The following is a 12,635-nucleotide window of genomic DNA, read 5'->3' as shown; positions in this document are numbered from 1 at the left end:
GGGCCGGTCGCGGGCGAGACCCGGCTAACGTCCCGGGGTGGCCAGCTCCCGACGATCCGGCGTACGTCGACGCGGCGGGTCCCCGCGCCGGAGCAGCGCGCGCAAGCCACAGCGGCCGTTGCCGGTCGCCGGGCCCGGCGAGCGGCTGTGGGTGCTCGACGTCCCGTACGGGACGCAGGTCGACGGCGCCATCTGGCACCCGGCCGTCAAGACCCACCTGTACGTCGGGTGCGCCCTGCCCGCGCACCTCGCGGCGTACGCTCCAGGGCCTCACACGCTCGGTCGGTTCCTCGAGAACACCCTCAATCCTGACGATCCGACGCCCAGCCCCGAGCCGACCGATGCGCTCGAGCCCCGGAGGATCCAGTTCGAGGCAGCCGATGCGATCGCGGCGCGCTCCGCGGCGGGCGGACGACAGTTCCTGCTCGCCGACGAGCCCGGTGTCGGCAAGACGATCGCCGCGGTCCTCGGGGCGACGGCGGTGGGCGACCTCCGCGGTGCGCGACGGGTGCTGGTCGTGGCCGACCGGCCCGCCGCGATCACGATCGGCCACTGGTGCCGCACGATCACGGCGCTCGGCGACGGCGGCCTGGAGTGGGTCGTGATCACCTGGGACCGGCTGGAGAAGGTCAAGGACCACACGTGGGACGTGATCATCGCGGACGAGGCGCACGCCCTGCGGCGTACGACGACGAAGCGGTGGAAGCTTTGGGCGCGGATCTCGGGGCACGGCAAGCCGCACGACCAGGCGCCGTTCGTCATCGCGACAACCGCGACGCCCGGACACACGCCGCTCGAGCTGCCCTACCTCGCTCCTGCCTATGCGCAGGTGCACGGCGAGTCGATGCGGGAGTGGACCTCGGCGACGCAACCCGGGGACGCGTTCGCCACCGCGCTCGAGCGCCACGGCGTCGGGGTGGAACGGGGACGCTACGGCGCGACGTGGACCGCCGATCCGGCACGGCGCGCTGCAGACCTCAAGCTCGTGCGCGGCTGGCTCGCCGAAGAGCGGCCTCCGGCGATGCTGCACCGCGCCGCGCCGTGGGGGCCGGTGCCGATCTCCGGGATGCCAGTGGCGCTCACGCCGGCGGAGCGGGCGGCGTACGAGGCCGAATGGGGAGAGTTCTGTCGCGAGATGGACATCGCCCGGCGCGGCCGCAATGTCGCCAAGGGTCGGGCCGCGCTCCTGCGCTTCCGGCAGAAGGCCGGGCTCCTCCGTGTCGACTCGACGGTCGCCTGGATCGCCCAGCAGGTCGACGCCGAGCGACAGGTCGCGTGCTCGGTCGAGTTCGTCGCGACCGCCGCCGACCCGATCGCCGACCGGCTGCGTTACTCGGGCATCGAGGTCGCCTCGATCTACGGCCGCGACCGGTTCGACCCGGAGGCCGAGCGACTCCGGTTCCAGACCGGGCAGGCGAAGGTCTGCGTCTTCACGACGGTCGCCTCGATCAGCCTGCACGCCGGCGAGACCCTCGCCGACGGCCGCCGCGCGAGCACGGAGCCCCGGGTCGGCGTCTTCCACCAGGCGCGCTTCTCGGGCATCGCCGGACGGCAGGTGACCGGCCGCACCCACCGCGACCACCAGGTCTCGCCGTGGCACATCGCGTACGCCGAGGGCACCGTCGAGGAGCAGGTCGGCAAGGTGATGGTCGAGCGCATCGCCGCCGCCTCCGACACCGTCGGCGGCGACACCACCGGCCTCGCCGACCTCGCCCAGCTCCTCGGGGCCGACTGGCTGCCGATCGCGACCCTGACCGAGGACGGCGCCTGACTTGGAAGGTTCGGAACCTAGGCTCCGTCCCACACGCTCGTCGCGCTGATCCCCGTCACATCCTGGACTCTGATCGGGTCGTCCCGACCGACGAGGTCGGCGACCACGCCGTTCGCCGTCTGCCTGAACTCCTTCACCGGGAACCACTTGCCTCCCGCCTCGACCACGTAGTGGGAAGTGGGGCGCTGAGGCGTCGCGGGAGGAGGAACGTTGTAGTGCGCGCTACCGAGAAGTGCGGACGAGATCTCCGCTCGAGCCCGGTACTGGGCAGCCGACGCCTCCGCGCGCGCGGTCACATCTGCCTTCACCATGACGGCGATGGATATCGACACTGCAGCCAGCAGGACCGCCGCAGAGCCGGTGAACACCGAGGCCATGAGCGGATCGTCGTTCGCATAGCCGAGACCGCGTAATCCGGCGGCGATGGCGCCGCCACCTCCGAGGAGCGCGATGAGGGCGGACCACGCCTTTCCGAGGGACGTGGCACCCGCCGTGATGACTTGAATGCTGTAGGGAGTCCCCTTCAGGGGACCGAGGTGATCTTCGTCTCCTTCCTTTTCGATCACGTGCAGGTCAAGTAGGAGTTGCTGCAATGGGCCGCCGAGATCGGGCCCATCCGGGTCATACGCCTTGCCTGGCCACTTGACAGGTTTTTCCTTGGACATCTATGTCCCCCTTTGGCTAGTTGCGATCACTGCCATTAGGCGCCGACCGGTCAGGCACGTCCAGTGTCTTTTGACCCCTCGAGCGAGCGCGAGCGACTCAGGTTTGTTCGATGACAGAGGCAAGTCGGAGGCAGAACGCGGTTGAGCGCGGTCTAGAGATCAAGCACTGGCCGAGCCGGCGTCGGCTGCCGCTCATCAACCGGCAGATTGCTCCCAACACGTCCGGCAAGGACCGCGGCCAAGCCCGCCGCTGCGAAGTTGTAGTTGCGGACGTTCAGTACTTCCAGCAGCTCGGCAAGCGCTGTTCTCGTCTCCACATTCCTGCCCGCTCGTCGGTCCCTGATCGCCAGGTCGATGAGTCTTCCGGCCTCGCGGTAATCCTCGTAGATATTGTCGAGCTCGCGCTTCAATTCGGCTCCGAAGTGCGTGGCAACCAGCGCGAGGCGGCGATTGAGTCCGTCATTCCATTCTTCGAGGACGGCGCGGTAGTCCGCTACCGCATCTTCGAACTCGCGCGAGTTGGTCCAATCAAGGCGCCAGTAGACCAACAGCATCCTGTACCGCCGTTTGTCCAGCACGTTCGCCAGTTCGTGCAGCGCCGTGGATGCGGCTTCACGCTCCGTGCTCCGGCGTTGCATGTCGAATTGATGGGACCATGCCCGGCGCTGGAACACATAGCCGAGGAGTCCTCCCAGGACGGTGGTCAGCAAGAAGCCGAGAATCAGCAGTGAGACTTGATTGCTCATCCTGTCGACCCCTCTCGTGCCCTCGGTTGCGTCACGTGCTGCGCGAACGGCTGAGCTTCTCCTCAGAACGCAGCCACAGGCTGCGGAGCGACGCGGCCAGCGCCGGTGCCTCGGCTCGGTGAGGCGGGTCGAAGTGATGACGGCGGGGGAAGACCTCGAGCCAGAAGTCGTCGAAGACGCGGGCCAGGCGCTCCGCCTCCTCACGGAACTGGTCGGGGTTGCTCAGCCCTCCGAGAGCGAAGTACACGGGCCGGTCGAATCGTCGTAGCGCATCTCGATCGAGGTCGTAGGTCCGGAAGGCGTCGATGAGCGCTCGTATGCCTTGAGGGCGTTGGGCCATCCATGGAGGCGGAGGTCCCGGTGGCGGAGCAGTCGGCTCCACTCCGGGGCGCACCTGTATCCGGACGAATGCGGGCATCGACTCCTCCGGCGGCAGGGCCGCGATGCGACGGTACTCGGGCCACAGCGCCTGATGGGCCTGGTTGGCGTCGTCCCAGTTGCCGGCCCATGCTGGCTCGAGCAGCGCGAGACTGCTGAGGCGCTCGGCGTGCAGGGCGGCGAAAGCCAGTGCCACGGAGGCGCCGCCGGAGTACCCGACCAGGTGGAACCGATCCCAACCTCGCTTTTGGGCAGCCTCCAGGACCCCTGCCACCTCGATGTCGAGGGAGTAGTCGTCCGGCGGAGTGCTGGTGGCGTACACCTCCAGGTCCTTCGCGACCGCGTCCACGTCAGCGTCGAGCTCGGTGAGCAGATTGCCGAAGGCGGCGGCGGCAGGCATCACGATCCCCGGCAGCAGGATGACTCGCCAAGCCTCCATACCAGCAGGCTCCGCCTGTCCCGGCTCGCACGCAACCCGGGCGGGCCGTGGCACGAGGGGGTTTCTCACCATGCGTGGCACAGCTCGCCGTCAGCGTGCGACGACGCGAGACCTGTCGGGTGGAACGACCGCTGCGAGCACTGCTTCGCGCGGTGTCCGTCGACGGAGCTGGACGAGGACCACCGAGGCGAGCACGAGCCCTCCACCGAAGAGCTGGACGGGCGTGAGGAGCTCCTCGAGCATGATCGCGGCCAGCGCCGCGGTGGCGACCGGCTCGAACGTGGAGAGGATCGAGGCGGTGGACGGGCCGGTCCGACGGAGGCCGGCGAAGAAGGTGCTCGCCGCGACCACGGTCGACACGACGGCGATGCAGGCGACCCAGAACCATCCGCCGGCGGTCAGGTCGAGGTCGGTGTCGCCGACGACCACCGCGCGCACCGTCAGCGTCGCGGCCGCACCGGTCATGACCAGGGTGGTGAGCGCCATGGGCGGCACCTGCCGGACCGCGGAGTCCGACACCAGGATGTAGACCGTGTAGACGAGAGCGGCGCCGAATGCCAGGGCGACGCCCGTCCCGTCGAAGCCGGTCGCCCCGGCGCCGACGAGGACGAACAGCGTTCCGAGCGTCGCGGCCACGAGTGCCACCACCTTGCCCAGGGTCAGGTGGTCCCGACCCAGCAGCACTGCCGCGAGAGTCACCAGGACCGGATACGTGTAGAGGACGAGGGCCACCAGGGCTGCGTCGAGGCGGCCGAGGGCCGAGAAGAAGAAGGTGGCCTGTGCCGCGTAGCCGACGCCACCGAGCGCCAGGCCCGTGATGACCAGTCGGGCACGTCGACCGTCGAGGGTCCCCGGGAGCGGTCGCTCCCCCGCTCGGATCGATCGCGCGGCTGTGAGGGCGATGAGCAGTGCCGCAGCCATGACGAACCGCATCAGCACCAACGACTGCGGCGACACGCCTTCGTCGTACGCCAGCTTGCCGAACACAGCCATGGCGCCGAAGCACGTCGCGGAGAGGAGCACGAGGAGGGGACCCACATGCCAAGGGTGCGATCTCGCACCCGTCAGGTCCAGCGATGAATCGTGGACCTCAATGATTAGATGATCTGCATGAACAGCTGGGACCTGCGCCGGCTGCGCATCCTGCACGAGCTGGAGCAGCGCGTCACGCTCGCCGCCGTCGCGACGGCTCTCGGGTACAGCCCCTCCGCGATCTCCCAGCAGCTCGCCGTCCTCGAGAAGGAGGCAGGGGTCCCCCTTCTGGAAAAGGCGGGGCGGGGGGTGCGACTCACCGACGCTGGTCGACTCCTCGCCCATCACGCCGGGGTGCTGATCGCCGCGACCGAAGCCGCCCAGGCTGACCTGGATTCACTGAGCGGAGACGTGCGTGGCACCGTGCGGGCAGGAGGCCTCCAGTCGGCGACCCGACGCGTCCTGATCCCGGTACTGGCCGACATCCAGGTCGAGCGTCCTGCCGTGCGGTTCGAGATCAGCGAGCTGGAGCTCGAGCAGGCACTGCCGGAGCTGAAGCTGGGTTCGCTCGACCTGGTGATCAGCGACGAGTACAGCGGGCACCCTCGACCGCGCCCGCCGGGTCTGCGCCACGAGGTGCTGATGGACGAGACGCTCAAGATCGTCCTGCCCGCAGAGCATCCGCTCGCTGCTGACGACCAGCCGGTGTCGATCGCAGCCCTGCGGGACGAGGTGTGGGTGGCGTCTGCGTCGGGCACGGGTCACCACGAGCTCGTCGTGGCCGCGTGCCGGTCCCGGGGAGGTTTCGATCCCGACGTACGACACCGTTCGAACGACGCGGACGTGCAGCTGGCGCTGATCAGGTCCACCGGTGCCGTCGGGCTGCTGCCCGCACTGACTCTCCTCGCGAACAACCCGGCGCTCGCCGTTCGGGAGGTCATCGACTCCCCGCTGGTCACGAGGCAGCTGCTGATGCTCACCCGGGACAGGCCGCCTGGCCCGGCGCTCGATGCCGTGCTCACCGCGGTCCGCAGACAGGTCGGGCGGCTGGCCCACCAGGTGCACGGTCAGGTGCTCCCGGGACAATGACCGCGTGGCCCACGGCTCGCAGGACACGGTCGCGTTTCGGCTCTGGCCGCCGATCGCGATCGGCGGGCCCCTGCTCGTCTCATGGCTGATCACGCTGATCTGGGGCGACCCGCTCGCGCTCGGCGGGTGGCGGGTTCCGCTGGGCCTGGCACTGCTGGTGGTGTTCATCGGGTGGAACGGCTGGTCGCTGTGGCTGTTCGGCCGGCACGGGACCGGGCTGCTACCGGGGCAGGCGACGCACGCGTTGATCGAGCAAGGTCCGTACCGGTTCTCCCGGAACCCGTTGTACGTCGGCCTCCTCGCGCTCTACCTCGCGCTGGCGTTGCTGGCTCCCACGTTCTGGGGCCTGATGCTGTTCCCGGCCGCGGTCCTGCTCGTCCGCTGGGGCGCGATCCGTCCCGAGGAGAGGTTCCTGCACCAGCAGTTCGGCAGGCAGTACGACGACTACATGCGGCGAGTGCGGCGCTGGCTGTGACCCCCCGAAGGCTATGGACCGACCTCGGTACCGACTGCCAGCATGAATCTGTCGGAGTCGAGGAGGCGCCATGCCTGACATCAAGGAACGTCTGAGATCCGGCGAACCGCAAGCCGGCTTCGGCCAGGTGGAGAAGGGATACCGGCTTCTCTGGCACAGCTTCGATGTGCTGATCCTCCAGCAGTTCGTCCGACAGACGGCCCAGTGGCGTTCACGCTGAGACCAGGCGCGTCGGCGCCGACGCTGCTTGCGCTTGCTGCGCTCGGGGGTGCGGCCATGCTCGTGGCGCGCTACCGCGCGTGGCACCTGACGTGGGGCGCTACCAGCGAGGAAGCCGCCGGCCCCATGCCGGGCGACGACCTCCTGCAAGGAGCGGGGTTCGTCGCCACGCGGGCGATCTCGATCGCCGCTCCTCCGGACAGGGTGTGGCCCTGGATCGTGCAGGTCGGCTACGGACGCGCGGGCTTCTACTCCTACGACCTGCTGGACAACCTCGGCCGACACAGCTCCGACGAGCTCCTCCAGGAGTTCCAACGCCTGTCGATCGGTGACGTGGCGGCCCCCATGGCCGCCGAGGCGGACGACCGAACGGCGTTTCGGGTCGCGAGCCTCGACGAGCCTCACTCACTTGTGTGGAGCAAGCCGGACTCGACCTGGGCGTGGCGGCTGACCGCCGAGGGAGCCGACGGGACGCGCCTCGTCACCCGCTTGAAGGCACGCTACGACCCGGGGCCGCTCCTGCCCGTGACCGTGCTGCTCATGGAGGTCGGGGACTTCCCGATGATGCGCCGCATGCTTCTCGGCATCGCCGAACGGGCCGAGCGGACGGCGTGACGAGCGCACCCACGCGGATCAGAGCTCGGACCACCACCGCGGCAGGTCGGCCACCGAGTCGAGCACCGCGTCGGGACGCACGCCACCGGTGAGGTCGGACGCCTGGTACTTGCCGGTGCGCACGAGTACGCCGGTCAGGCCCGCCCGCCGGGCGCCCTCGATGTCGGTGTGGATGTCGTCCCCGATCATGACGACCTCGTCGGCCGGCACGTGGAGTGCCTCGACCGCGGAGGCGTAGAACGCCGGGTCGGGCTTCCCGACGACGATCGCGGTCCGGCCCGCGGCGTACTCCAGCGCGCGTACGAAGGCGCCCGCGTCGAGCCGGAGGCCGTCCTCGGCGCGCCAGTAACGGGTCATCCCCAGGGCGACCAGGGGGGCTGCGGGGTCGCTCATGAGCAGGCGAAGGGCGCGGTTGAGCGTGGAGAAGGTCCAGCCCTCGCCCAGGTCGCCGACGACCACCGCCCCGGCGCCGCTCTCCACGTCGCGCGGGAGGGGATCCAGCTCGGCGAGCTCCGCAGCGGTGGCGTCCGGGACGAACAGCGCCGGCCGGGTGATGCCATGCCGCCGCAGCCATGCCACCGCCGCCACGGCCGGCGTCAGGATCTCGTCCGTCCTGGCAGGGATTCCCATGCCGGCCAGCTTGGCGACGATCGCCTGCCGCGGACGCGACGTGGTGTTGGTCAGGAAGCAGTGCGGAATGCCCTCCCGTACGAGCCACTCGACTGTCTCCGCAGCGCCCGCCACCGGCCGGTCGCCCACGTAGACGACACCATCGAGGTCCAGCAACGCCCCGCGCACTTCTCCATCATGCGCTCGCCTGTGGCGGCCGGAGAACGCGTCGGTCGTGTCCGGCGCGCTGTCACTGTCTCGGCTCAGGCGCGCAGGAACCTCAGCACCGCGAGCACACGGCGGTGCGAGCGCTCGTCGGCGTCGAGGTCGAGCTTGGTGAAGATGCTGCGCACGTGCCCCTCCACGGTCTTGGCGCTGAGGTGCAGCTCCGCGCAGAGGCCCGCGTTGGTCAGCCCCTGGGCCATCAGCGCGAGCACCTCGCGCTCGCGTCCCGTGAGCCGGTCGAGGGGGTCGTCGCGGCGGCGCCTGGCGACCAGCCGGGCCACGAGCTCGGAGTCGAGGACGACGGCGCCGTCGGCCACGCGTCGTACGTCGTTGGCGAACGCCGTGAGGTCGAAGACCCGGTCCTTGAGGAGGTAGCCGACGCCGCCGTCGAAGTCGGTCATCAGGCGCAGCGCGTGGTGGACCTCCACGTGCTGGGAGAGCAGCATCAGCCCGACAGCCGGCGCGAAGGCGCGGATCTCGGCGGCCGCGTCGATGCCCTCGCTGGCGAACCCCGGCGGCATCCGCAGGTCGACCACGGCGACGTCGGGCGTCTCACGCCGCACGAGGTCGACGAGCGACGGTGCGTCACCCGCCTGCCCGACCACCTCGAAGCCGGAGTCGGTGAGGATCCGGGCCAGCCCCTCGCGCAGGAGCACGGCGTCGTCGGCGAGGATCACGCGCACGGCAGCACCGTCCTCACCGTGGTCCCTCCGCCCGGCGGGCTGTCCACCTCCAGCCGCGCGCCCAGCATGGACAACCGGTCGGTGAGGCCCTGCAGGCCGCCGCCGGGCTCGAGCTCCGCGCCGCCGGTCCCGTCGTCGCTCACCTCGACGGTGAGCCTGTCCGCGTCCGACGACACGCAGACCTCGACGACGCTCGCGCCCGCGTGGCGTGCGGTGTTGGTGAGCGCCTCGCTGACCAGGAAGTAGGCGGTGGCCTCGACCTCGGTCGGCGGCCTGCTGTCGAGCGCGAGGCGCAGCCGCACCGGGACGGGTGAGCGGTCGGCGAGGTTGGCCAGCGCGGCCTCGAGCCCGTCCTGGGTGAGCACGGCCGGGTGCACTCCCCGGGCCATCTCACGCAGCTCGGCGGTCGCCTCCAGAAGCTGCTTCCGGGCGTGCTCGGCCGTGCGCACCAGGTCGGGGTCACCCGTGGCCGCTGCACGCTCGACCAGGGCGCCGAGCTCCATGCCGAGCGACACCAATCGCTGCTGGGCACCGTCGTGGAGGTCTCGCTCGATCCGGCGCCGGGCGGAGTCCTCGGCGGTGACGATCCGTCGCGCGGCCGCCTGCAGCTCGGCCGCCTGGCGGGCCACCTGCTCGAGGCGGGCACGGTGGTCGATGACCAGGCCGGTCTGCGCGACCAGGTCGTCGAGGAGCTGGTCCGCCTCCGGCGTCAGCGGCTCCCCGGGTGGCGTGGTCAGCACCAGCGCCCCCTGCACGGTGCCGTCGCGGGTCACCGGCCGCACCAGCTCCCGGCGGCTCGCGAGCTCGGCGAGCGGGCGAGGACCCGCAGGGGGTCGGTCCGGCCACGCGGCGACCGCCTCCATGCGCTCCGCGTCACCGAGCCAGACCACGACCTCGGAGGCACCGATGCCGCCGGCGACCGTCGCGGCGAGGCCCTCCAGCAGGTCGTCGTCGTTGCGGGACAGCTGGGCGGAGAGGCGCGACAGGGTCTCGTACGGCGTCGCGCGACGGCCGTAGACGAGCCGGTCCGCCAGCTCCTGCGCGCGCCGTCGTACCGGCTCGAAGACCACCGCCACCGCGGCCGTCGCGGCGAGGGCCATCACCCGGTCCGACACCGGGAGCAGGGCCCCGGCCCCGACGACCAGGCCGACATAGCCGGCGAAGACGAGCAGCACCATCACGCCACCGACGAGGGCCTTGTTGATGATCGGGTCGATGTCGTAGAGCCGGTACCGCACGATCGCGACCCCCGCCGCGAGCGGGATGAGGGGGAGGGCGAGCAGGCCGGGGAGTGGCGTGTCCCAGACGAGCTGGCCGGTGAGCATGAGCAGCAGCGAGACCGACACGGCGAACACGAACCACCGCAGCTGCCGCACCTCGTCGCTGCCCGCCCGGCGCAGCCGGGTGACCACTGCCACGGCCCACAGGACCTGGAAGCCGAAGTAGCAGCCGAGCATCGCCGGCACGGCGACGGCGCGCACGGTCTCCTCTCCCCCGAGCTCGAAGGGGAACACGAGGTGGCTGCGGCTCCAGTCGTCCTCGATCGGCCACAGCGCTGACACCAGCGCGACCAGCGCCGCGAGCCCGACCATCACCCGGGACGCGGCACGCCACCGCCCCGACAGGTGCTCGCCGGTCGGGAAGAGCATGATGGCGACGCCGCCGCCCGCCATCGAGAGCGGCACCAGCCAGATCGACACCCAGGCGAGCCAGGCACCGCCGGGCAGCGCCGGACTGTGCAGGCCGGCCTGGCGTCCGAAGTACATGAGGGCGGACACCAGCCCGAGCACGACGAAGAGCCGGCCCAGCCGGTGTCCCGGCCGCGCCCGGATGACGTAGAGGCCGACGCCGGCGAACGTGAGGCCGAGCAGCCCGTTGTGGAGGTTGCCGACGTGGAAGTCCAGCGTCGCGCCGTAGGCGACCAGCCCGAGCACGAGCACGCCCAGGCTGCCGACGACCACCTCGGACGTGAGCGAGCGTGGGTCGTCGTAGCCCGCGTCGTCGGCGGCGAGCGCCCGGCTCATCTCGCCATGGTGGCACGACCGGCGAGTCGTCGTACCAGGGTTGACCCTCGCACCGAATCCCGGGTCCGCCCGCATGTGCTCGACGCCGTCCCGGTGGAACGTGGGGGCATGACCACGCTGAACCAGTCCCGCACCGCCGCCTCGGTCGCACCGCGCCGGGACCGGGCCGGCCTGCTGCTCCTGATCGCCGGCGGTGTCGCGTTCTTCGCCGGCGGCCCGATGCACCCCACGGGGAGCGACGAGGGCGACAAGACCGAGCAGCTGCACTCGATGCTCGTGGACCACGCGTGGTACCCCGCCCACCTCGTCGCGCTGCTGGGCTTCGCGTGCGTCGCCGCCGGGCTCCTCGCGCTCGGGCGGGACCCCGCGATCCGACGTCACCTCGGCAGGGTGTTGCCGGTCAGCGCAGCGGTCGCGGTCGTCGCGACGCTCGGTGCCGTGGTCCACCTCTTCGCCGCCACGCAGGCCGCCGAGATCGAGGACGGCGGTACGACACCGCTCGTGGCCGCCTTCATGGGGGTCGAGACGATCGTCAACCCCGCATGGGGGCTGATGATCGCCACCCTTGCGGTCACCGGCGGCCGCACCCACGCTCTCGGCAACCGGATCGTCCTGCCGCTCGGCCTGCTCGGCGGACTCGCGTTCGCCCTCGCCACGGCCACGATCGCCTTCGTCGACACCTTCGACCCGCTGTTCCCCGTCGCCGGGCTCGCGGGGGTCTGGCTGGTCGCCGCCGGACTCGTCGGCCTCGTCCGCAGACCACCGGCAGGAGCCACGTCAATGAACATCCCGAGAACCCAGGAAGAGGAAGAGCGATGACCACCACCTACGTCCCGCCGGGAGCGGGCCACCACTACCCGATGATGAACGGGGACCACGTCATGAAGGCCGCGGTCGACGACAGCCAAGGGGCCTTCGAGGTCTTCGAGGTGGTCGCGCCCGCCGCGCCGATGACGCCTCCACACGTCTCGCCGTGGACCGCCGTGCTGTACCTGGTCGAAGGACGCGTCACGGTGATGCTCGACGGCACGACGTACGACGTGGAGCCCGGCGGGCTCGTGGTGTTCCCCGCGGGGACCCCCGGCACCTTCGAGGTCGTGACGGGGACGGCCCGGATGATCGGCATCACGTCCGGCACGGGCGCAGGCCCGTTCTTCGCAGAGATGGCGGACTCGGTGCCTCGCGACCGCCCCGTCGAGGAGTCCCTGGAGGCGATCCTGGCCGTCACCCGACGGCACGGCGTCCAGGTCGCCGGGGCGTGAGTCCCGTGCAGTTCGAGGTCACCACGCTCGCGTCACCCGAGCAGGTCCGGGAGGCGTTGACCGACTTCAGCGACCGTCGCCTCGAGACCTGGCACCGCACGCTCGACCCGAAGCGGTACGAGCTCCGCGAGCACGGGGGCACCTGGGCGGTGGCTCGGGAGGCAACTCCCGGGTCGCCGTTCTGGGTGGTCGCCCGCTACGACTGGTCGGACCCCGCCGTCATCCGCATGACGATCCTCGAGAGCAGCTACGGCGGCGGTGGCGAGGGCTCGCTGCGGATCACGCCCACCGCGGTCGGGGGCAGCAGGCTCCGCGTCGAGTGGGACAACACCGCCGCCCGGTCCTGGCAGAAGCTGTTGCTGCACGTGGTCCACAGCGGTCCGATGGGACGGCTCGTCTGCCGGCTGTGGACCTCCGCACTGGACGAGTACGCCCAGTCGGCGCACGCCTAGATGCAAATTCA

15 protein-coding genes are annotated in these 12,635 nt (G+C 70.8%); 8 read left to right on the top strand and 7 right to left on the bottom strand.

What is annotated here, in order from left to right; all coding sequences use genetic code 11:
• Positions 1–37 precede the first annotated feature (37 nt).
• Entirely contained in the window at positions 38–1,771 is a 1,734-nt protein-coding gene (locus DAI17_RS14805; protein WP_107773977.1) for a DEAD/DEAH box helicase, read from the top strand.
• A gap of 17 nt (positions 1,772–1,788) precedes the next feature.
• On the opposite strand, the gene DAI17_RS14800 is transcribed toward DAI17_RS14805, so the two are convergent.
• The 4 genes from DAI17_RS14800 to DAI17_RS14785 form a co-directional block, all read right to left on the bottom strand.
• Entirely contained in the window at positions 1,789–2,436 is a 648-nt protein-coding gene (locus DAI17_RS14800) for a hypothetical protein (protein WP_159081573.1), read from the bottom strand.
• 152 nt (positions 2,437–2,588) lie between these two features.
• Positions 2,589–3,182 (bottom strand): hypothetical protein, encoded by a 594-nt coding sequence (locus tag DAI17_RS14795; RefSeq protein ID WP_107773975.1) that lies wholly within the window; start codon positions 3,180–3,182, stop codon positions 2,589–2,591.
• A 31-nt stretch (positions 3,183–3,213) separates the two neighbouring features.
• Positions 3,214–3,999, bottom strand: a complete 786-nt coding sequence (locus DAI17_RS14790) for an alpha/beta fold hydrolase (RefSeq protein ID WP_107773974.1) — start codon at positions 3,997–3,999, stop codon at positions 3,214–3,216.
• A 90-nt stretch (positions 4,000–4,089) separates the two neighbouring features.
• Positions 4,090–5,037 carry a DMT family transporter gene (locus DAI17_RS14785; RefSeq protein WP_107773973.1) on the bottom strand — a complete coding sequence of 316 codons (948 nt, stop codon included), beginning with the start codon at positions 5,035–5,037 and terminating at the stop codon, positions 4,090–4,092.
• A gap of 72 nt (positions 5,038–5,109) precedes the next feature.
• On the opposite strand from DAI17_RS14785, the gene DAI17_RS14780 reads away from it, so the two are divergent.
• From DAI17_RS14780 to DAI17_RS14770, 4 genes are all read left to right on the top strand, one after another.
• Positions 5,110–6,060: a LysR family transcriptional regulator gene (locus DAI17_RS14780; RefSeq protein ID WP_107774136.1), complete on the top strand. Its 951-nt coding sequence runs from the start codon at positions 5,110–5,112 to the stop codon at positions 6,058–6,060.
• A 4-nt stretch (positions 6,061–6,064) separates the two neighbouring features.
• A complete protein-coding gene (locus tag DAI17_RS14775; RefSeq protein WP_159081572.1) occupies positions 6,065–6,535 on the top strand; it encodes a methyltransferase family protein in 471 nt (156 codons plus the stop codon).
• Between the two features lie 70 nt (positions 6,536–6,605).
• Positions 6,606–6,755 carry a hypothetical protein gene (locus DAI17_RS21040; RefSeq protein WP_159081571.1) on the top strand — a complete coding sequence of 50 codons (150 nt, stop codon included), beginning with the start codon at positions 6,606–6,608 and terminating at the stop codon, positions 6,753–6,755.
• A 56-nt stretch (positions 6,756–6,811) separates the two neighbouring features.
• Entirely contained in the window at positions 6,812–7,369 is a 558-nt protein-coding gene (locus tag DAI17_RS14770; protein WP_107773971.1) for an SRPBCC family protein, read from the top strand.
• A gap of 18 nt (positions 7,370–7,387) precedes the next feature.
• Here the strand turns inward: DAI17_RS14770 and DAI17_RS14765 are convergent, their stop codons facing one another.
• The 3 genes from DAI17_RS14765 to DAI17_RS14755 all read right to left on the bottom strand — a co-directional run bounded on the left by DAI17_RS14765 (position 7,388) and on the right by DAI17_RS14755 (position 10,910).
• A complete protein-coding gene (locus tag DAI17_RS14765) occupies positions 7,388–8,167 on the bottom strand; it encodes a TIGR01458 family HAD-type hydrolase (RefSeq protein WP_107773970.1) in 780 nt (259 codons plus the stop codon).
• Between the two features lie 74 nt (positions 8,168–8,241).
• Positions 8,242–8,886, bottom strand: a complete 645-nt coding sequence (locus tag DAI17_RS14760) for a response regulator transcription factor (RefSeq protein WP_107773969.1) — start codon at positions 8,884–8,886, stop codon at positions 8,242–8,244.
• Positions 8,877–10,910 (bottom strand): sensor histidine kinase, encoded by a 2,034-nt coding sequence (locus DAI17_RS14755; protein ID WP_159081570.1) that lies wholly within the window; start codon positions 10,908–10,910, stop codon positions 8,877–8,879. Before DAI17_RS14755 ends, DAI17_RS14760 begins: the two co-directional genes overlap by 10 nt.
• A 108-nt stretch (positions 10,911–11,018) precedes the next feature.
• Here DAI17_RS14755 and DAI17_RS14750 point away from each other — a divergent pair, with 108 nt between their 5' ends.
• Genes DAI17_RS14750 through DAI17_RS14740 form a run of 3 tightly spaced genes read left to right on the top strand, consistent with a single transcriptional unit; the run spans position 11,019 to position 12,624 of the window.
• The gene (locus DAI17_RS14750) at positions 11,019–11,729 is read left to right on the top strand and encodes a hypothetical protein (protein ID WP_159081569.1); all 711 of its coding nucleotides are present in this window, start codon (positions 11,019–11,021) and stop codon (positions 11,727–11,729) included.
• Positions 11,726–12,172 (top strand): cupin domain-containing protein, encoded by a 447-nt coding sequence (locus DAI17_RS14745; RefSeq protein ID WP_107773966.1) that lies wholly within the window; start codon positions 11,726–11,728, stop codon positions 12,170–12,172. The genes DAI17_RS14750 and DAI17_RS14745 overlap by 4 nt, the downstream gene beginning before the upstream one ends.
• Positions 12,169–12,624, top strand: coding sequence for an SRPBCC family protein (locus DAI17_RS14740; RefSeq protein WP_159081568.1), 456 nt, complete (start codon positions 12,169–12,171; stop codon positions 12,622–12,624). Before DAI17_RS14745 ends, DAI17_RS14740 begins: the two co-directional genes overlap by 4 nt.
• Positions 12,625–12,635 lie beyond the last annotated feature (11 nt).

It is taken from the genome of Nocardioides sediminis (genome assembly GCF_003047295.1).
Lineage (GTDB): Bacteria > Actinomycetota > Actinomycetes > Propionibacteriales > Nocardioidaceae > Nocardioides > Nocardioides sediminis.
The sequence above is the reverse complement of the archived record's forward strand: the minus strand, read 5'-3'. Positions and strand labels throughout refer to the sequence as shown.